This is a genomic window from Sphingopyxis panaciterrulae, assembly GCF_014199295.1.
GTDB classification, from domain to species: Bacteria; Pseudomonadota; Alphaproteobacteria; order Sphingomonadales; family Sphingomonadaceae; genus Sphingopyxis; species Sphingopyxis panaciterrulae.
The window spans coordinates 250,411-269,945 of the sequence record NZ_JACIJH010000003.1; the positions used below are offsets into that span (position 1 = coordinate 250,411).

The 19,535-nt window shown below is 65.9% G+C and carries 14 protein-coding genes; 11 read left to right on the plus strand and 3 right to left on the minus strand.

The features are described 5' to 3' along the window. Positions 1-23 precede the first annotated feature (23 nt). From FHR21_RS07795 to FHR21_RS07815, 5 genes are all read left to right on the plus strand, one after another. On the plus strand, positions 24-2,789 hold the full coding sequence (locus FHR21_RS07795) for a valine--tRNA ligase (RefSeq protein ID WP_184096970.1): 2,766 nt from the start codon (positions 24-26) through the stop codon (positions 2,787-2,789). Beyond that, positions 2,786-4,246 carry an MATE family efflux transporter gene (locus FHR21_RS07800; protein WP_338113102.1) on the plus strand — a complete coding sequence of 487 codons (1,461 nt, stop codon included), beginning with the start codon at positions 2,786-2,788 and terminating at the stop codon, positions 4,244-4,246. The genes FHR21_RS07795 and FHR21_RS07800 overlap by 4 nt, the downstream gene beginning before the upstream one ends. A 104-nt stretch (positions 4,247-4,350) precedes the next feature. Then, complete coding sequence (locus tag FHR21_RS07805; RefSeq protein WP_184096972.1) at positions 4,351-5,523, plus strand: sensor histidine kinase; 1,173 nt, start codon at positions 4,351-4,353, stop codon at positions 5,521-5,523. Further along, on the plus strand, positions 5,513-6,256 hold the full coding sequence (locus FHR21_RS07810; protein ID WP_246427108.1) for a LytR/AlgR family response regulator transcription factor: 744 nt from the start codon (positions 5,513-5,515) through the stop codon (positions 6,254-6,256). The genes FHR21_RS07805 and FHR21_RS07810 overlap by 11 nt, the downstream gene beginning before the upstream one ends. 28 nt (positions 6,257-6,284) lie before the next feature. Further along, positions 6,285-6,869, plus strand: coding sequence for a hypothetical protein (locus FHR21_RS07815; RefSeq protein WP_184096974.1), 585 nt, complete (start codon positions 6,285-6,287; stop codon positions 6,867-6,869). A 12-nt stretch (positions 6,870-6,881) separates the two neighbouring features. On the opposite strand, the gene FHR21_RS07820 is transcribed toward FHR21_RS07815, so the two are convergent. After that, positions 6,882-7,331, minus strand: coding sequence for a hypothetical protein (locus tag FHR21_RS07820; RefSeq protein ID WP_184096977.1), 450 nt, complete (start codon positions 7,329-7,331; stop codon positions 6,882-6,884). Positions 7,332-7,449: 118 nt separating this feature from the next. On the opposite strand from FHR21_RS07820, the gene FHR21_RS07825 reads away from it, so the two are divergent. Further along, the gene (locus tag FHR21_RS07825) at positions 7,450-8,985 is read left to right on the plus strand and encodes a BCCT family transporter (RefSeq protein WP_184096979.1); all 1,536 of its coding nucleotides are present in this window, start codon (positions 7,450-7,452) and stop codon (positions 8,983-8,985) included. Between the two features lie 7 nt (positions 8,986-8,992). Here FHR21_RS07825 and FHR21_RS07830 read toward each other — a convergent pair whose 3' ends face one another. Beyond that, on the minus strand, positions 8,993-11,041 hold the full coding sequence (locus FHR21_RS07830) for a M13 family metallopeptidase (RefSeq protein WP_184096981.1): 2,049 nt from the start codon (positions 11,039-11,041) through the stop codon (positions 8,993-8,995). A gap of 219 nt (positions 11,042-11,260) precedes the next feature. Between FHR21_RS07830 and uvrA the strand changes: the two genes are divergently transcribed. After that, entirely contained in the window at positions 11,261-14,257 is a 2,997-nt protein-coding gene (gene uvrA, locus FHR21_RS07835; protein WP_184096983.1) for an excinuclease ABC subunit UvrA, read from the plus strand. Between the two features lie 117 nt (positions 14,258-14,374). Here the strand turns inward: uvrA and FHR21_RS07840 are convergent, their stop codons facing one another. Further along, positions 14,375-14,689 carry a putative quinol monooxygenase gene (locus FHR21_RS07840; protein ID WP_184096985.1) on the minus strand — a complete coding sequence of 105 codons (315 nt, stop codon included), beginning with the start codon at positions 14,687-14,689 and terminating at the stop codon, positions 14,375-14,377. A 177-nt stretch (positions 14,690-14,866) separates the two neighbouring features. Between FHR21_RS07840 and FHR21_RS07845 the strand changes: the two genes are divergently transcribed. The 4 genes from FHR21_RS07845 (at position 14,867) to pstB (ending at position 19,531) form a co-directional block, all read left to right on the plus strand. Beyond that, positions 14,867-15,916: a substrate-binding domain-containing protein gene (locus FHR21_RS07845; RefSeq protein ID WP_184096987.1), complete on the plus strand. Its 1,050-nt coding sequence runs from the start codon at positions 14,867-14,869 to the stop codon at positions 15,914-15,916. A 190-nt stretch (positions 15,917-16,106) separates the two neighbouring features. After that, complete coding sequence (gene pstC / locus FHR21_RS07850; RefSeq protein ID WP_184096989.1) at positions 16,107-17,483, plus strand: phosphate ABC transporter permease subunit PstC; 1,377 nt, start codon at positions 16,107-16,109, stop codon at positions 17,481-17,483. Further along, positions 17,476-18,732, plus strand: coding sequence for a phosphate ABC transporter permease PstA (gene pstA / locus FHR21_RS07855; RefSeq protein WP_184096991.1), 1,257 nt, complete (start codon positions 17,476-17,478; stop codon positions 18,730-18,732). The genes pstC and pstA overlap by 8 nt, the downstream gene beginning before the upstream one ends. A 16-nt stretch (positions 18,733-18,748) precedes the next feature. Further along, positions 18,749-19,531: a phosphate ABC transporter ATP-binding protein PstB gene (gene pstB / locus FHR21_RS07860; RefSeq protein ID WP_420825274.1), complete on the plus strand. Its 783-nt coding sequence runs from the start codon at positions 18,749-18,751 to the stop codon at positions 19,529-19,531. Positions 19,532-19,535: the final 4 nt, after the last annotated feature.

A 19,535-nucleotide genomic window follows, 5' to 3' on the forward strand; every position in this document is an offset into this window, starting at 1 on the left:
ATGGCTGGCAAAGCGCGCCCGCTATGCCGATGGAAAAAACATTCGATCCCGCCGCCATCGAGGCGAAATGGGCCCAGACATGGGAAAGCCGTGGGCTGTTCCGCCCCGCGCGCCCCGATGCGCAGCCGTTCACGATCGTCAACCCGCCACCCAACGTCACCGGCGCGCTGCATATCGGCCATGCGCTCGACAATACGCTGCAGGACGTGCTCGTCCGTTACGAGCGGCTGCGCGGCAAGGATGCGCTGTGGGTGGTCGGCATGGACCATGCAGGCATCGCGACCCAGATGGTCGTCGAGCGCCAGCTCGAGGAGCGCCAGGACAAGCGCACCAACTACACCCGCGACGAATTCGTCGAGAAAGTCTGGCAGTGGAAGGCCGAAAGCGGCGGCCAGATCACCCGCCAGCTCCGCCGCCTCGGCTGTTCGATGGACTGGGCGAACGAGCGCTTCACCATGGACGACGGCCTCAACCGCGCCGTCGCCAAGGTGTTTATCGACCTGCACAGGCAGGGGCTGATCTACCGCGACAAGCGTCTGGTGAACTGGGACCCCAAGCTCAAGACGGCGATCAGCGACCTCGAGGTCGAGACGCACGAGGTGCAGGGCGGGTTCTGGCACTTCAAATATCCGCTCGCCGACGGCGTGACACTCGATGACGGGCGCGACCATATCGTCGTCGCGACGACGCGCCCCGAAACGATGCTCGCCGACATGGCGGTCGCGGTACACCCCGACGATCCGCGCTACAGGAGCGTGATCGGCAAGGACATCCTCCAGCCGATCACCGGCCGCCGCTTCAAGGTGGTCGCCGACGAACATGCCGATCCCGAACTGGGCTCGGGCGCGGTCAAGATCACGCCAGGGCATGATTTCAACGACTTCGAGGTCGGCAAGCGCGCCGGTTTCAAGCCCGGCGACATGCTCAACATGTTCGACGCCGAGGCGAATGTCGTTCAGACCGCCGACGGGTTGATCCCCGAGGAATATCTCGGCCTCCACCGCTTCCGCCGCGACAGCGTGGACGGCGCGCGCGAACTGGTCGTGCGGCGGATGAAGGAAGCGGGTTTCCTGATCCCGCACGTCAACAAGGACGGCGGCGAGCACGACGCCGAACCGCGCACGATCCAGACCCCCTTCGGCGACCGCGGCGGCGTGGTGATCGAGCCTTGGCTGACCGACCAATGGTATGTCGACGCCGAAACCCTCGCGCAGCCTCCCATGCAGGCCGTGCGCGACGGCCGAATCAATATCGTGCCCAAGACGTGGGAAAAGACTTTCTTCAACTGGATGGAGAATATCCAGCCGTGGTGCGTTTCGCGCCAGCTCTGGTGGGGGCACCGGATTCCGGCTTGGTTCGATGACGACGGCAATATCTTCGTCGCCGAAACCGAAGAGGAAGCTGCGTCTCTCGCCGCGCAACATCACGGCAGAGTTGCCGGTGCATCCGTGTTGATCGTCGATGACGAGGAAGCCGCCATCGCGGTAACGAACAAAGAGGAAGGCATTTTCGCCATCTGGCGCGACCCCGACGTCCTCGACACCTGGTTCTCCTCGGCGCTCTGGCCCTTCGCAACACTCGGCTGGCCCGACGATACCGAGATGCTCCGCCGCCATTATCCCAACGACGTGCTCGTGTCGGGCTTCGACATCCTCTTCTTCTGGGATGCGCGCATGGCGATGCAGGGGATGCACTTCCTGAACGAGGTGCCGTGGAAGACGCTCTATCTCCACGGCCTCGTCCGCGCGCCCGACGGCGCGAAGATGTCGAAGTCGAAGGGCAATGTCGTCGACCCGCTCGGGCTGATCGACCAATATGGCGCCGATGCGCTGCGCTTCTTCATGGCGGCGATGGAAAGCCAGGGCCGCGACATCAAGATGGATGACGCGCGCCTCGCGGGCTATCGCAATTTCGCGACCAAGCTGTGGAACGCCGCGCGCTTCTGCGAAGCCAACGGCATTGCGGCCTCGACCAGCCTCGAAGCGCCCGCGGCGAGCCTGCCGGTCAACCGCTGGATCATCGGCGAGGTCGCGGACACCGTCGCGGAGATGGAGCGGGCCTTCGCCGCCTATCGCTTCGACGATGCGGCGAATGCGATCTACAGCTTTGCCTGGGACCGTTTCTGCGACTGGTATCTGGAGCTGATCAAGGGCGCGATCGACGACGAAACCAAAACCGTCGCGGGCTGGGTGCTCGACCAGATTCTCGTCATGCTCCACCCCTTCATGCCTTTCATCACCGAAGAGCTATGGACCGGCCTCGGCGACCGCGAGGCCTATCCGCTGATCACCGCCAAATGGCCCGAACCGAAGGCGGAGCGCGACGCGGAGGCGAGCGCCGATATCGACTGGCTGATCCGGCTGGTCGGCGAACTGCGCGGTGCCAAGGCCGAGCTCGGCCTGCCGCCGGGTGTGCGCCTGACCGCGCATTTCCCGGCATCGCTGAAGGGCCGCACCGACAAGCTGGCGGCGCAACTCGACCGCCTCGCGCGGCTCGAAGCGATCCGCTTCGATCCGGCGCCGGCGGGCGCGTCGGCGCAACTCGTCGTCGGGGACGAGACGATCACCGTCCCGCTCGAAGGCGTGATCGACATCGCCGCCGAGCGCGACCGGCTGAGCAAGGCGCTTGCCGCCGCGACGAAGGAGCGCGACAGCCTCGCCGCCCGGCTCGCCAACCCCGCCTTCGTCGAGCGCGCCAAGCCCGAAGCGGTCGATAAAGCACGCGCCGATCATGACGCCAAGGCGGCCGAAGCCGATCGGCTGACCGCCGCGCTGGCGCGGCTGGGGTGAACGAAGACACGCCCGTCGTTCCCGTCGCCGCGGCGGCCGACCCCGCATCGGGGCCGATGCCGCCGCGACAAACGGCGCGCAGTATCGGGTCGATAGACCTGACGGGCGGACCGATCGCGAAAACGCTGATCCTCTTCGCTCTCCCGACGCTGGCGTCGAACATCCTCCAGACGCTGTCGAGTTCGGTCAATTCGATCTGGGTCGGACAGTTTCTGGGCGAGCGCGCGCTCGCCGCGACGGCCAATGCGAACATCATCATGTTCCTGATGTTCGCGACCTTCTTTGGCTTCGGCATGGCGGCGACGGTGCTGATCGGCCAGTCGGTCGGCCGCGGCGACGTCGATGCGGCCCGCCGCGCGGCGGGCGGAGCGATCGGTCTGGCGCTGCTGTTCTCGGTTGTTATCGCGGTCACCGGCTGGTTCGCCTCTGACGCGATCCTGCGCCTGCTCGAAACTCCGGCCGAAGCCTTTGCACTCGCCCACGACTATCTGCGCGTCACCTTCATCGCGATCCCGGCCAGCATGTTGATGGTCACGCTGATGATGGCCTCGCGCGGCGCCGGTGACGCGGTGACGCCGCTGCGCTTCATGATCCTGTCGGTCGTGCTCGACATTGTCCTCAACCCGGTGCTGATCCTCGGCCTCCGCCCCTTTCCGCGCCTCGGCATTGCGGGGAGCGCGCTCGCCACCGCCAGCGCCGGGACGATCAGCCTCGCCGCGATGCTCGTCTGGTTCTATGCCAAAGATCATGTCCTGCGCCTGCGCGGCCGCGAACTCGCCTATTTGATCCCTAAGATCGAGGAACTGCGCTTCATCGTCGCCAAGGGCGTGCCGATGGGCGCGCAGATGCTCGTCATATCGGGCGCCGGGCTGGTCATGGTCGGCCTCGTCAACCGCGAGGGGCTCGTTACCGCCGCCGCCTATGGCGCGACGCTGCAGCTCTGGAATTATGTCCAGATGCCCGCGCTCGCCGTCGGCGCCGCGGTCAGCGCCATGGTCGCGCAGAATATTGGCGCGCATCGGTGGGATCGGGTCACCTCCATCACCAACAGCGGCATGGCGATCAACCTCGCGATGACCGGGGTGCTGATCGCGCTGCTGCTTGCCTTCGATCGCGCCGCGCTCGGCCTCTTCCTTGGCAGCGGCAGCGAGGCGGTGGAGGTCGCTCGGCATATTCAGTATCTCGCGACATGGACTTTCCTGCCCTTCGGCACGACGATCGTCGTGATCGGCACGCTGCGCGCCAATGGCGCGGTGGTGCCGCCACTGATTATCCTGTTCCTGTCGATGTTTCCGATCCGTCTCGGCTTTTACTGGCTCACCTATCCGGCGCTCGGCGGCGATGCGATCTGGTGGAGCTTCCCGCTCTCTTCGCTGGCCTCGCTGGCGATGGCGTGGGCGGTATATCGGCGCGGGCATTGGCGGCGGGCAATGCAGCAGCCCGGCGTCGCCGGCTGACGCCATGTCTCCGGTCGCTGCTTTCGACCAACCCGCCCTCGCTTTCGACTGGCGGCACAGGCGCTGCTGGCCTTCGTCGGCCGCCCTGCGGTAGGAGGAGCGCGATGACCGCGTCCGACCATCAACTCGCACAGCGCGAGCGCCGCGCCCGCCTGCTCGCCGCCGCGCCCGACTGGCACGCGTCCGACGCGCGCGTCGATCCGCGGGTGGCGATCGGGTCGATCGTCGCGATGTGGCTGCTCTATTTCCTGATCACGACCGGCCTCGCGATGCTGGCCGGAACGCCCGAGCAATGGGCCTTCACCGGCCGCCGCGGCATCGTCGTCGCCGCCGGCATCTTTTGCACCTTCATTCTCTATCAGCTTCTCCAGCGGGTGCAGCCGCGCAGCTTCGGCGCCCGGCTCGCCGCCGCGATGGGGACCGCAATCCCCCTGGTCATCCTCTATGCGACGGTCAATCTGCTCGTCTTCTTCTATTGGTTTCCCTCAGACGACACACAGCGGATCATCGCCGAGATGGGGACCCGATTCCCGGTGTCGTGGGAATTGATGCTCATCCTCGACAGCTCGATCCGCTGGTATTTCTTTTTCGCCGTCTGGGCCGCGCTCTATGTCGCGCTCGGCTATGCGAACGAGATGCGCGCGGTCGAGCGGCGCGCCAACGCCTATCGGCTCGAGGCGCAGAATGCGCAGCTTCGCGCACTCCATTATCAGGTCAATCCGCACTTCCTGTTCAACACGCTGAATTCGCTCTCGACCCTCGTCATGCGCGGGTCGAAGGTCGATGCCGAAGCGATGATCATGAACCTGTCGGCCTTCCTGCGCTCGACCCTGGCGATCGACCCCGAGCAGTTCGTCAGCCTGGAGGAGGAGATCGCGCTCCAGCGCCTGTATCTCGATATCGAGCAGGCACGCTTTCCCGATCGGCTGCAGGTCGATGTCGACATTCCCCACGACCTCGAAAACGCCTGCGTGCCCGTCCTGATCCTGCAGCCGATCATCGAGAATGCGATCAAATACGGCGTCGCGCCGAGCAAAGGGAGGATCGGCATCCGCCTTTCGGCAAGCCATGAATATGGGCTGCTCGTGCTGCGGGTCGAGAATGACATCGACCCTGCCGCTCCCATGCCCCAGCCGGGCACCGGGCTCGGTCTCAGCAATGTGCGCGAACGGTTGCTGACGCGTTATGGACCGGCCGCCGGCTGCGAATGGGGTCGTGCCGACGGGGGCGGTTTCTTCGTCTCGCTGTGGCTGCCGCTGACGCGCAATGGGTGCTGACGGAATGCAGGCCCTGCGCACCCTGATCGTCGACGACGAGCCGCTCGCCATCGAACGACTACAGATTCTTGCCGGTCAGCAGGAGGGCGTGTCGCTGGTCGGAACCGCAAGCGACGGCGCCTCGGCGCTGCGCATGGTCGATGCTCTCGCGCCCGACCTGCTCCTCTGCGATATCGCGATGCCCGACCTCAACGGACTCGAGGTCGCGGCGGCGATCGACAGGCTCGACAATCCGCCGGCGGTCGTCTTCGTGACCGCCTTCGACCGCTATGCGGTGGCCGCCTTCGACGTCGCCGCCGTCGACTATCTGCTCAAGCCGGTGTCGCCCGAGCGGCTGGCGCGCGCCCTCGCCCGCGTCCGCGAATGGCGCGCGGCCGATCACGGCAATCAGCGCAAGAGCCAGTGGATCACCGAATTCTGGGTCCAGAACCGCGGCGAGATGCTGCGGATCGACGCCGGGCAGGTAGACCTGATCGAGGCGGAGCGCGACTATATGCGGCTGCACGTCGGCGCGCGAAGCTGGCTGATCCACCAGACGATCAAGTCGCTGGAGGCGCGGATGGACCCCGATCGCTTCATCCGCATCCATCGCTCGAAGATGGTGCGCCGCGACGGCATCGCCGGGCTTCGTCATCATGGCGACGGCGCGTGGAGCGTCGATCTGGGCGACGGTGGCGTCCACCGCATCGGTCGCACATATCTGCACGACGTGAAGGCGATCATGCAGGGTTGAGCAGGAAGCGCGATAGCCGCCATTTGACATGAGCGCCGTGATGACGGAGTCTGCACCGCGCCATCCGGACGGGAAGAGGAGGAAAAACGGCTGCATGAAGACGCAGCGTGCCCTGTTCTGGTTCGGCAGCGCGGCGCTGGGTGCGCTGGGCGGACTGGCGCTCGGACAGGTCGCGATCGGCGAAGGGCTGTATGGGAAACTGACCGGCGCCAGCGCTGCGACGAGCTTTGCCGAATATAGCAGCAATCCGTTGGCGGCGACGGTCGACAGCATCCCCGCGCCGCTGCCGTGCCGCAACTGCCCCGCGAGCTATGCGGCCGCCGCCCATGCCCGCGCCATGCGGCTGGAGGCGAAGCATGACGAATATCAGGGCGTCGAGCCGGTCGAAATCGTCTATCCGCCCGAGAGCATAGCGCAAGCGGACACATCCGGAGACACCCGTGTCTTCGGAACCGAAACAGCGGCCGATCCACCGGCCGCGCCCGGAAATGACCAGGCGCCCTCTGGACCGGAGCGGACACTGGCCATCAGGCGCATCGACGATTCCAAGTTGGTCACCATCGCTCCCCCGACACCGAAAGCGGTGTCGGTCGCGCTGCCACCCGCCCGGTAAGCGACCAGCCGATCAGGGCTTTGGTGGAGTCGGTGCAGAAGGCTGCGCACAGCGGCTCGTATCGCCCGCCTTGCAGGCGGCCACGTCGGCCTCCCATTTCATCCGCTCTTCGGCCGACATGGCCGCGACGCGCGCCTTTTCAGCCTCATACGCCGCGGTTTCCTCTGCATAGGCGGCCTGAGCGGCGGCGTCTTCGCGGGCGACCGACTGAACCTGCTGGTCATAGGCGATATTTTCCGCCTTGGCGCTCGCCGCCTGCTCGGCGTTCAGTCGGGCGGTGTTCGCACGCTCCTCGGGCGTCGTGCCGTCCGGCAGAGGCTTGCCCTCCGGTTGCGCGCTTGCGGCATCGTCGACCGGGGCCGCAGCCGATTCGGCGGCATCGGTCTGCGTCTGCATCGCAGCCGCCGGCCCGGTCGCGAGCAGCGCCAGCGCGCTCGCCGCCATCAAGATCGTCCTGGTCATCGAACCGTCTCCTCAGGTCAAAATCCGTTTCCGTGGCCCCAACGCTTCGACCGGGATTGCGTTCCGGGATCGCGTGCGCATTTGACGTGGCCAGCAGTGCCAGTCATTCTGCCCTTGCATGCGCGAGCGCCCATCCCATCCGATCAACCGGCCGGTCTTCTTCATCCCGCTCGCGGTGCTGGCGACCGCGCTGATCGCCAGCCTGTGGCAGGGCGCACGCTTCCTGGCCGCGGAAACGGCCTTCAACGACTGGATATTGCGCAATTTCGGGCCCATGTTCACGATCAGCAGCGTGCTGTTCCTGGCGCTGTTGGCCGCTATCGCGCTTTCCCCCTTCGGCGGCACGATCATCGGCGGGGCAGGCGCGAAGCCGTTGCTCGGCCGCTGGCGCTGGTTCGCGGTCACGCTGTGCACGACGATTGCCACCGGCATCCTGTTCTGGGGCGTCGCCGAGCCGCTGTTCCACCTCAACGAGCCGCCGAAGATGCTGGGTCTGAAACCCGGCAGCGACGCGGCGGCGACTTTCGCCATGTCGACGATGTTCCTGCATTGGACGCTGACGCCCTATGCGATCTACACCGTCGCCGCGCTCGCCTTTGCCATCGTCTATTACAACCGGCGCGAGCCCTTTCGGCTGTCGTCGCTGTTCGAACCGCTGCTCGGTCGGCGCGCGCACGGCCCTGTCGGCTCGGCGATCGACATCCTCTGCCTCTATGCGCTCGTCGCCGGCATGGCAGCGTCGCTCGGCGCCGGCATCCTGTCGCTGGCGGGCGGCATCGAGGGGCTGGGCGGCTTTTCGGGCGGCGTCCCGCTGCGCTGGGCGATCGCGGCGCTGATCGTCGCCAGCTTCCTGATCTCGGCCGCGACCGGGCTGCAAAAAGGCATTGCCGGCCTGTCGGTGCTCAACACCTGGCTGTTCTTCGCGATCATCGCCTTCGTCCTCGTCGCGGGGCCGCTCGGCGACATGATCGGCCTGTCGCTCAGCGGCGGCGTCGATTATGTCCGCACCTTCGTCCCGCGCAACCTGGGCCTCGACGTCGACGCCGGCTGGCACCGGCAATGGACAGTCTTCAACTGGGCCAACTGGTTTGCCTGGGCGCCGGTCACCGCGCTTTTCCTGGGCCGTCTCGCGGTCGGCTACAGCGTGCGCGCCTTCATCGCGATCAACCTGATCCTGCCGGCGCTGTTCGGCGCGCTGTGGATGACGGCCATCGCCGGCGCGACGATCGCGATCGACCAGCACAGCGGCGCCAGCCTCTATGCGGTGCTCGCCAGCCAGGGTCCCGATCCGGTCCTGTTCCGCCTGTTCGATGCGCTCGGAGGCGGGTCGGCGGTGACCGCGACGGTGCTGTTCGCGATCTTCCTCTCCTATGTCGCCGGCGCCGATGCCAATGTCTCGGCAATGAGCGCATTGTCGACCCACGGCATTTCACCCGAAGCGCCCGAGGCGCCGCTGCTCGTGCAGATTGTGTGGGGCGTGACGGTGGGACTGGTCGCGATCGTCCTCGTCGCGTCGGCGGGAATCGACGGCATCCGCATGATGTCGATCCTCGGTGGCTTTCCTGCCCTGTTCGTCATCACCGGCGCGGCGCTGTCGCTGGTCGTGCTGACTGTGCGGGGACGGCGAACCGTCATCCCCGCACCGGCCGACTGAAGGCGCGCTACCAGATCCGCGTCCGCTCCTCGGGCTTCAGATAATATTTGGCGTCGGGTTTGACGTCGAAGGCCTTGTACCAGGCGTCGACGTTACGCGTCGGACCGATGATGCGCCAGCGCGCCGGGCTATGCTCGTCGCTCGCCACCTGCTGCTTGATCGCGTCGTCGCGCGCCTTGTCGCGCCACGCCTGGGCAAAGGCCAGGAAGAAGCGCTGGTCGCCGGTCAGCCCGTCGATCACCGGCGGCGCCGTGCCGCCGAGCGAGCGGTGATAGGCGTCATAGGCGATTTCGAGCCCGGCGAGATCGGCGATATTCTCGCCCATCGTCAGATCGGGGTTGATGAAGGCGCCGGGCGCAGCCTCATAACCCGCATATTGGGCGCCGAAACCCTTCGCCTGCGCCTCGAAGCGCGCGGCGTCTTCCTTCGTCCACCAATCGCGCACCGCGCCGCTGGCGTCGATCTTGCGCCCCTGATCGTCGAACCCGTGGCTGATCTCGTGCCCGATCACCGCACCGATCGCGCCATAGTTGACGGCATCGTCCACCCCTTCGCTGAAGAAGGGCGCCTGCAATATGCCGGCCGGGAACACGATCTTGTTTTCGAGCCCGCCGTTATAGGCGTTCACCTCCTGCGCGTTCATCGACCATTTCTTGCGATCGACCGGCTTGCCCAGATCCTGCAACGCATAGGCATATTCGAACGCCGCGCTGCGCTCGACATTGCCGTAGAGATCGGCGGGATCGAGCTTCAACACCGAATAGTCGCGCCATTTATCGGGATAGCCGACCATGACGTCCATCTTGTCGAGCTTGGCGAGTGCGGCCTCCTTCGTCGACGGCGCCATCCAATTATTGGTCCGGATGCGGTCGGCCATCGCGAGCTTCAGGTTCGCGACCAGTTCCTCCATCTTCGCCTTGGCGCTCGGCGGGAAATATTTTGCGGCATATTCGCGCCCGACGAGCTCGCCGAGGCTGCCGTCGACCAGCGTCAGCCCGCGCTTCCACCGCGGACGCTGCTCGCTGACACCGCTCAGTTCCCTGGTGAAATCGAAGCGGCTGTCGACGAACGCCTTCGACAGATAGGGCGCCGCATTGTCGGCGACATGGAAATCCTGCCACAGCTTCAGCGTGTCGAGCGGCGTTCTGGCATAAAGCGCCGCCAAGTCGCGGATCGCGCTGTTTTCGTTGACGATGATCCGCTGCTGCGGGCCGATATCGGCGCCCGCGAACCAGGCATCCCAGTCGAGACCGGGCGCATAGGCGGCCAGTTCCGCGGAAGACATCGGATTGTTGATCTTGCCGAGGTCGCGGCGGTCGGCGATCGGCCAGCTCGCCTTCGCGATGTCGGTCTCAAAGCCCAGGATCGTGTCGGCCGCCTTATCGGGGGTGGCATTGCCGATCAGCGTCATCGTGCGGACGATATAGGCGCGATAGGCGTCGCGCTGTTTCTGGAACTGGGGCGACAGATAATATTCGCGGTCGGGCAGACCCAGACCGCCCTGCCCCATCCACAGCACGTTCATCGTCGGATCGCCGGTGTCGGCATAGGGCTCGCCCCCGACGATGCTGTAGCCGAACGCGCCCTGCGAGCGGCCCATGAAGCGCGCCATTTCGCTTTTATCCTTGATCGCCGCGACCTTGGCGAGATCGGCCATCAGCGGCTTGGCGCCGAGCGCGTCGACGCGCGCTTCGTCCATGAAACTTTGATAAAGCGCGCCCACCTGCCCCGTCGCCGACGCTCCCGTGACCAGCGCCCGCAATTGCCGCTGGGTCAGGTTATAGACCGCATAGCTGACGCCCGCCGACCCCTGGTCCCCCGGAATTTCGGTGGTCCGGAACCAGGTGCCGTTGGCGTAGCGATCGAAATCGTCGCCCGGCCGCACCGACGTATCGCGCGCGGACAGATCGACACCCCAGCTTCCGAACTGGAGCGGCGCAAGCGAAGCGGCGTCGGCTGGCGCCGATTGCGGTGCGGGCGCGCCTTCCGATCGGGCAAAGGCGGCCGGGCCGGCCAGCGCAAGCGACGCCGCCGACAGGAGCAGAAAAGTCTTCATCAAATGTCCCCATGTTCAATTCCAGGCCCGTCAGGGCGATAGGCCTGCATGGCTGCTGCGCGGTGCGTGGACATGACATTTGTGGCAAGCGGCGGAATCGCTTCGACGAACGGACCGCCCCTGCGGCGAACCCTTGCAGTCCGGCCGCCCGCGTCCCATGTTTCGGAGCAGCGCACGCCCTCTTGCGCATCAAGAACAAATCTGGAACACACCCCTCCCATGAGTCTCACCCATATTTCGGTGCGCGGCGCGCGCGAGCATAATCTGAAGGGCGTCGACGTCGACCTGCCGCGCGACAGCCTGATCGTCATCACCGGGCTTTCGGGTTCGGGAAAATCGAGCCTCGCCTTCGACACCATCTATGCCGAGGGGCAGCGGCGCTATGTCGAGAGCCTGTCGGCCTATGCGCGCCAGTTCCTGGAGATGATGCAGAAGCCCGACGTCGAGCATATCGACGGCCTGTCGCCGGCGATCAGCATCGAGCAGAAGACGACGAGCCGCAACCCACGCTCGACCGTCGCGACGGTCACCGAGATCTACGACTATATGCGCCTCCTCTGGGCGCGCGTCGGCATTCCCTATTCGCCCGCGACCGGCGAGCCGATCAGCGCGCAGACGGTCAGCCAGATGGTCGACCGCGTGATGGAATTGCCCGAGGGCACGCGCGCCTATCTGCTCGCCCCCGTCGTGCGCGGCCGCAAGGGCGAGTATCGCAAGGAACTCGCGCAATGGCAGAAGGAGGGCTTCACCCGCGTCCGCATTGATGGAGACTTCCACGAGATCGAGGACGCGCCGGCCCTCGACAAGAAGTATAAACATGACATCGAGGTCGTCGTCGACCGCATCGTCGTGCGCGAGGGGATCGAGACGCGGCTTGCCGACAGTTTCGAGACCGCGCTGAAACTCGCCGAGGGGCTGGCCTATGTCGACCTCGCCGACACGACGGTGGCGGAGGCTCAGTCGTCTAATGGTAAGATTGACGACTCCCGTTCGTCTAATTCCGTTCGTGCTGAGCTTGTCGAAGCACCGTCCTTGCCTTCAGAAGAACAGGACGGCCCTTCGACAAGCTCAGGGCGAACGGGGATGAAGAATGTCGGGATACCGGCCAACCGCATCATCTTCTCCGAGAAATTCGCCTGTCCCGTTTCGGGCTTCACTATCGCCGAGATCGAGCCGCGACTGTTCAGCTTCAACGCGCCGCAGGGCGCCTGCCCGGCGTGCGACGGGCTTGGCGAACGGCTCGAATTCGACCCCGAACTCGTCGTCCCCAACCATGCGCTGAGCCTGAAGAAGGGTGCGGTGGTGCCGTGGGCGAAATCGAACCCGCCCTCGCCTTACTATATGCAGGTGCTCGAAAGCCTCGGCAAAGCCTATGGCTTTTCGCTCGAAACGCCGTGGCAGGAGCTGTCCGGCGAGGTACAGCTCGTCATCCTCTATGGCAGCGGCGGCAAGCCGGTCGAGCTGACCTTCAAGGACGGGCGCCGCACCTATACGACGCACAAGGCGTTCGAGGGCGTGATCGGAAACTTGGGCCGCCGGATGCTGCAGACCGAGAGCGCGTGGATGCGCGAGGAGCTGAGCAAATACCAGACCGCGCAGCCGTGCGAGACCTGTCACGGCGCGCGGCTGCGCCCCGAGCCGCTCGCGGTGAAGATCGCGGGCGAGGACATCAGCCAGTCGGCGCGGCGCAGCGTCGCCGACGCGCTCCACTGGTTCGGCACGCTCGAGGAGAAGCTGAACGACCAGCAGAAGCAGATCGCCAAGGCGATCCTGAAAGAGATCAACGAGCGGCTCGGCTTCCTCAACAATGTCGGGCTCGACTATCTCAACCTCAACCGCACCTCGGGCACGCTCAGCGGCGGCGAGAGCCAGCGCATCCGCCTCGCGAGCCAGATCGGCAGCGGGCTTTCGGGGGTGCTCTACGTCCTCGACGAGCCGAGCATCGGCCTTCACCAGCGCGACAACGACCGGCTGCTCGCGACGCTGAAGCGGCTACGCGACCTCGGCAACACGGTCATCGTCGTCGAGCATGACGAGGATGCGATCCGCCACGCCGACTATGTCGTCGACATGGGGCCCGGCGCGGGGGTCCATGGCGGCGAGATCGTCGCCGAGGGGACGCTGAAACAGGTGCTCGCGAACAAGAAGAGCCTGACCGCGGCCTATCTGACCGGCGCAAAGCGGATCGAGGTGCCGGCGCACCGCCGCCCGGGCAACGGCTTCGACCTGGTGCTGAAGGGCGCGCGGGCGAACAACCTTCGGGGTGTCACCGCGACGATCCCGCTCGGCACCTTCACCTGCGTCACCGGCCTGTCGGGCTCGGGCAAGTCGAGCCTCGTCATCGACACGCTCTACGCCAGCGCGGCGCGGACGCTGAACGGCGCGCGGCTCGTCGCGGGGCCGCACGACGCGCTGACCGGGCTTGAGCATTGCGACAAGGTGATCGACATCGACCAGTCGCCGATCGGCCGCACCCCGCGGTCGAACCCCGCCACTTACACGGGCGCCTTCACCGTGATCCGCGACTGGTTCGCGGGGCTGCCCGAGGCGCAGGCGCGCGGCTACAAGCCCGGGCGCTTCAGCTTCAACGTCAAGGGCGGGCGCTGCGAGACCTGCACCGGGGACGGGCTGATCAAGATCGAGATGCACTTCCTGCCCGACGTCTATGTGACGTGCGAGACGTGCCACGGAAAGCGCTACAACCGCGAGACGCTGGAGGTGAAGTTCAAGGGCAAGAGCATCGCCGACGTGCTCGACATGACGGTCGAGGATGCCGCCGACTTCTTCAAGGCGGTGCCCGCGATCCGCGACAAGATGGCGATGCTGTGCCGCGTGGGCCTTGGCTATATCAAGGTCGGGCAGCAGGCGACGACGTTGTCGGGCGGCGAGGCGCAGCGGGTGAAGCTGGCGAAGGAGCTGTCGCGGCGCTCGACCGGGCAGACGCTCTACATCCTCGACGAGCCGACGACCGGGCTGCATTTCGAGGACGTCCGCAAATTGCTCGAAGTGCTGCAGGCGCTGGTCGACCAGGGCAACAGCGTCGTGGTGATCGAGCACAACCTCGACGTCATCAAGACCGCCGACTGGATCCTCGACCTCGGCCCCGAAGGCGGCGTCAAGGGCGGCGAGATCGTCGCCGCAGGAACGCCCGAGCAGGTGGTGAAGGAGAAGCGGAGCTTCACCGGGCAATATCTGGCGCCGCTGCTGGGAAAATAGAAGCGGCGATACCCTTCCCTCTCTTCATCGTCACCCCGGACTTGATCCGGAGCCCCGCTCAGCAACGTGAAAAAGCGGGACTCCGGATCAAGTCCGGGGTGACGAAAACGGGGTGCGCTATGCCGATCCCATCAGCGTCGCGGTGATATCCTCGGCGGCATAGATGCGGATCACCGGCGGCTCGGACGAGAGGCGGCGCATTTCGGCGACAAAGGCGCCCGACGCGGGCACCGCGAAATGCGCGCGCACCGCATCGACGCTCTCCCACTCCTCAACGAAGACGAGGCGGTCGGGGTGCTCGACATCGACATGGCAATGATGCGCCAGACACCCCGCCTCACCCCGCGATCGCGCGCTATGCTCGGCGCCGAGCGCGATCATGCGCTCGCGATGTTCGGGGGTCATGATGACCTGGCCGGTGATGAGGATCATGATGTCCGTTCCTTCAGCGCTTTCGTCAGCATGATAGGGATATTGCAGCGCCTTGCATGACACTTCCATGACATGCTCTGTCACAAACGCGTCACACAAAACCCCCATTGGCGGCTCAGCGAGTCGCCCTCGGGGGTGGCGGCTTGGTTTGGTAACGCCCCCCGACAGGATCATTCCATGGTCAAGAAATTTGCCCTGATCGCCGGCGCCGCGACCATCGCGCTGGCGCTGTCCGCGTGTCAGGATCAGGCGTCGTCGGGCGGCGGTGCGCGCGATTATATCAGTGCGGTCGGATCGTCGACCGTCTATCCCTTTGCCACCGCGGTCGGCGAGAAGTTCGCCGAGGCGACGGGCAACAAGACGCCCAAGATCGACAGCACCGGCACCGGCGGCGGCTTCGAGCGCTTTTGCCAGGGCGTCGGGGGCGACACGCCCGATATCGCCAACGCCTCGCGCCGGATGAAGAAGAAGGAATTCGACACCTGCGCCGCGAACGGCGTCAAGGATATCGTCGAGATCCAGATCGGCATCGACGGCATCGCGCTGGGCGAAGCGACGCGCGGCCCCGGGTTCAAGCTGACCGAGGAAGATGTCTACAAGGCGCTGGCCGCCAACCCCTATGGCAAGCCGAACACCGCGAAGACGTGGAAAGACGTCAACCCCGCGCTGCCCGCGGTCGCCATCTCGGTCTTCGGGCCGCCCTCGACCAGCGGCACTTACGATGCCTTCAAGGAACTGATCCTCGGCACCGGCTGCGGCGCCAACCCCGAGATGAAGGAGTTGAAGGCCAGCGACGCCGACAAGCATGAGCAGGTCTGCACCGCGCTGCGCGGGTCGCCCTTCTATGTCGAGCAGGGCGAGAACGACAATCTGATCATCTCGAAGCTCGACAAGAATCCGACCAGCCTCGGCATCTTCGGCTTCTCTTACCTCGACGCCAACAAGGACCGGATCAAGGCGGTGCCGGTACAGGGCGTGTCGCCGACCTATGCGACGATCGCCGACGGCAGCTATCCCGGGTCGCGGCCGCTGTTCATCTATGTGAAGAAGGCGCATGTCGGCGTCGTTCCGGGGCTCGCGGAGTATGTCGCGGAGTTCCTGAAGGGCGCGGGCGACGGCGGCTATCTGGCAGCGAAAGGCCTGATCGTGTCGCCCAAGGCCGTGTCGGACGCCGCGAACGCCGCGGCGAAGGGCATGACGCCACTCGACGGTTCGGTGCTGAAATAAGCGTCTCCCCCGCCTGGTGGCCGGGGGCGGTTCGCCCCTTCCCGGCCGCCGTTTTTCTTATGTTATATTCCCCTCTCTCCGTTCGTGCTGAGCTTGTCGAAGCACCGTCCTTCTTCTTTCGGTCGAAGACAAGAACGGCCCTTCGACAAGCTCAGGGCGAACGGAGTTGGGGGCAGGTCAAGAGAAGCCAGTGACCTTCAACGCCGCCGCCCTGCTGCTTTTGATCCTCGGCCTCGCACTGATCGGCTGGCTGGCCGGCCGCGCGCGCTCGGCGATGCTGGCGGGGCGTGCGGGCCGCAAGCTGCATTCGCGGCCGCAATATCATGGCTGGTATGTCGCGCTGTGGCTGTTCGCGCCCGCCGCGATCTTCCTCGCCGTCTGGACGAGCGCGTCGCCGGCGCTGATCACCAACCAGGTGCTGACCACGCCCGCGGCGGAAAGCCTGCCCGCCTTCGGTTTCGAGCGCGGGGCGATCCTGTCCGACGCGCGCAGCGTCGCGCAGGGGCAGCAAGCCGCTGTGCGGCTGCCCGCCGCGGCGCCGCTGGTGAAGCCCTATGCCGAGGCGACGGCGCATTATGCGTGGATCGGCATCGCGGCGATGCTGGCGCTCGCGCTGGCGGGCGGGGCCTATGCCTTCACGCGCATCCGGCCCGAGTTCCGCGCCCGCACGCGGGTCGAGCGGATCGTGATGCTGCTGTTGCTGCTCGCCTCGCTGGTCGCGATTTTGACCACTTTCGGCATCGTGCTGTCGCTGCTGTTCGAATCGCTGCGCTTTTTCAGCCTGGTGCCGGTGAGCGAACTTCTGTTCGGCACGTATTGGAACCCGCAGAGCGGGGCGCCGGTCGCCGACACCTTCGGCGGCATCCCGCTGTTCTGGGGCACGGTGCTGATCGGCGCGATCATCGCGATGCTGGTCGCGATCCCGATCGGCATGATGAGCGCCGTGTATCTGACCCAATATGCCGCACCGCGCGTGCGCCGCTGGGTGAAGCCGTGCCTCGAGATTCTGGCGGGGGTGCCCACCGTCGTCTATGGCTATTTCGCAGCGCTGACCGTCGCGCCGGCGCTGCGCAATTTCGCCGTGATGCTCGGCGTGCCCAATGCCTCGACCGAAAGCGCGCTCGCCGCGGGCATCGTGATGGGGGTGATGATCATCCCCTTCGTCTCGTCGATGGCCGACGACAGTATCAACGCGGTGCCGCAGGCGATGCGTGACGGCTCGCTCGCACTCGGCGCGACGCCGAACGAGACGATCCGCCAGGTGCTGATCCCCGCCGCGCTGCCGGGCGTGATGGGCGGCATCCTCCTCGCGGTCAGCCGCGCGATCGGCGAGACGATGATCGTGGTGATGGCGGCGGGGCTTTCCGCCAACCTGACTGCCAACCCCTTTGCCAGCGTCACCACGGTGACCGCGCAGATCGTCAAGCTGCTGACCGGCGACCAGGAGTTCGACAGCGCCAAGACGCTTGCCGCCTTCGCGCTCGGGCTCGTCCTTTTCCTCGTCACGCTGCTGCTCAACATCGTCGCGCTGCGCATCGTGAAGAAATATCGCGAAGCTTATGAATAGAGACACCGCCCCGACCGACTGGAACGCCCCCGCGATGCAGAGCCGTATCGCGCGGCGCTACGCCGCCGAGCGCCGCTTCAAGGCGCTGGGGCTGGGCGCGGTGCTGCTGTCGGGCCTGTTCCTGGCCTTTCTGCTGTTCGTGATGGTCGGCAACGGCGCGCGCGGCTTTACCTATACGCATGTTGCGGTGCCGATCGACTTCAAGGCGACCCCGCTGACGGTCGATGCCTCGCGGCTGGACGACCCCGACGCCGATCAGGTCATCGCGAACGCCGGCCTGTCCGACATCGTCGCCTTTGCCGCCGGCGAGGCGCTGGGCGAAGGCGGGTCCGACGTGATTTCCGAAAATGCGTGGAAAGAGGTGCGGACGGCGATCAAGGCCGATCCCGACCTCTTGACCGGCAAGACTGTCTTCGAGCTGCCGGCGTCGAGCCGTATCGACATCGCCGCCAAGGAGGGCGCGAAGGGCGAACTCGGCGCGCGGGTCGCGGCGCTGAAGGCGAACGGGCGGCTGTCGACCGGCATCCACTGGCCGTTCTTCCGCAACGCCGATGCGACCGATCCCGCGGTCGCGGGCATCTGGGGCGCGCTCAAGGGGTCGGTGCTGACGATCGTCATCGCCTTTCTGATCGCCTTTCCGACCGGGGTGCTCGCGGCACTCTATCTCGAGGAATATGCGCCCAAGAACCGCTGGACCGACCTGATCGAGGTGTCGATCAACAATCTGGCCGCGGTGCCCTCGATCATCTTCGGCCTCCTCGCGCTCGCGGTGTTCATCAACTGGTTCGGGCTCTGCCAGGCGAGCGCGCTCGTCGGCGGGCTGACGCTGGCGTTGATGACGATGCCGGTGATCGTCATCGCCGCGCGCAACGCGATCAAGGCGGTGCCGCCGTCGATCCGCGACGCGGCCCTCGGCGTCGGGGCAAGCCCGGTGCAGGTGGTGTTCCATCACGTCCTGCCGCTCGCGCTGCCCGGCATATTGACCGGCACGATCATCGGCATGGCGCGCGCGCTGGGCGAGACGGCGCCGCTGCTGCTGATCGGGATGCGCGCCTTCATCGGCGATGTGCCGAACGGCATCTGCTCACCCTCGACGGTGCTGCCGATGCAGATATTCCTGTGGTCGGACGAGGTCGACCGCGGCTTCGTCGAGAAGACGTCCGCGGCGATCATCGTGCTGCTCATCCTGCTGCTGTCGATGAACGCACTGGCCATCTATCTTCGCAACAAGTTCGAAAAACGCTGGTAAACCAGGCAATATGACCATGACCCAAGACGATCTCACTATCGCCGATCCCAAGATGAAGGCCGAAGGGGTCGACGTCTTCTATGGCGACAAGCAGGCGATCAAGGACGTGTCGATCGACGTCGGCACCGACCTCGTCACCGCCTTCATCGGCCCGTCGGGCTGCGGCAAGTCGACCTTCCTGCGCTCCTTGAACCGGATGAACGACACGGTCGCGAGCGCACGCGTCACGGGCCGGATCACCCTCGACGGCGAGGATATCTATGCGCCGTCGATGGACGTGGTGCAGCTTCGCGCCCGCGTCGGCATGGTGTTCCAGAAGCCGAACCCCTTCCCCAAGTCGATCTACGACAATGTCGCCTATGGCCCGCGCATCCACGGGCTGGCGGCGGCGAAGGCCGACCTCGACAGCATCGTCGAGCGCGCGCTCGTCCGCGCCGGCTTGTGGGACGAGGTCAAGGACCGGCTCGGCGAAAGCGGCACCGCGCTGTCGGGCGGCCAGCAGCAGCGCCTGTGCATCGCCCGCGCGATCGCGGTCGACCCCGAGGTGATTTTGATGGACGAACCCTGCTCGGCGCTCGACCCCATTGCCACGGCGAAGATCGAGGAACTGATCCACGAGCTGCGCGGCAAATATGCGATCGTGATCGTCACCCACAATATGCAGCAGGCGGCCCGCGTGTCGCAGCGCACCGCCTTTTTCCACCTCGGGACGCTGGTCGAATATGGCAAGACCACCGATATCTTCACCAACCCGAAGCAGGACCGCACCAAGGATTATATCACCGGCCGCTATGGCTGAGCCG

Bases quoted from the DNA above. Each gene is read 5' to 3' on its own strand.
- pstA (WP_184096991.1), top strand. From the start codon at position 17,476: ATGAATAGAGACACCGCCCCGACCGACTGGAACGCCCCCGCGATGCAG.
- uvrA (WP_184096983.1), top strand. From the start codon at position 11,261: ATGAGTCTCACCCATATTTCGGTGCGCGGCGCGCGCGAGCATAATCTG.
- FHR21_RS07825 (WP_184096979.1), top strand. From the start codon at position 7,450: ATGCGCGAGCGCCCATCCCATCCGATCAACCGGCCGGTCTTCTTCATC.
- FHR21_RS07845 (WP_184096987.1), top strand. From the start codon at position 14,867: ATGGTCAAGAAATTTGCCCTGATCGCCGGCGCCGCGACCATCGCGCTG.
- FHR21_RS07815 (WP_184096974.1), top strand. From the start codon at position 6,285: ATGAGCGCCGTGATGACGGAGTCTGCACCGCGCCATCCGGACGGGAAG.
- FHR21_RS07820 (WP_184096977.1), bottom strand. From the start codon at position 7,331: ATGACCAGGACGATCTTGATGGCGGCGAGCGCGCTGGCGCTGCTCGCG.
- pstB (WP_420825274.1), top strand. From the start codon at position 18,749: ATGACCCAAGACGATCTCACTATCGCCGATCCCAAGATGAAGGCCGAA.
- FHR21_RS07805 (WP_184096972.1), top strand. From the start codon at position 4,351: ATGACCGCGTCCGACCATCAACTCGCACAGCGCGAGCGCCGCGCCCGC.
- FHR21_RS07795 (WP_184096970.1), top strand. From the start codon at position 24: ATGCCGATGGAAAAAACATTCGATCCCGCCGCCATCGAGGCGAAATGG.
- FHR21_RS07840 (WP_184096985.1), bottom strand. From the start codon at position 14,689: ATGATCCTCATCACCGGCCAGGTCATCATGACCCCCGAACATCGCGAG.
- FHR21_RS07830 (WP_184096981.1), bottom strand. From the start codon at position 11,041: ATGAAGACTTTTCTGCTCCTGTCGGCGGCGTCGCTTGCGCTGGCCGGC.
- FHR21_RS07810 (WP_246427108.1), top strand. From the start codon at position 5,513: ATGGGTGCTGACGGAATGCAGGCCCTGCGCACCCTGATCGTCGACGAC.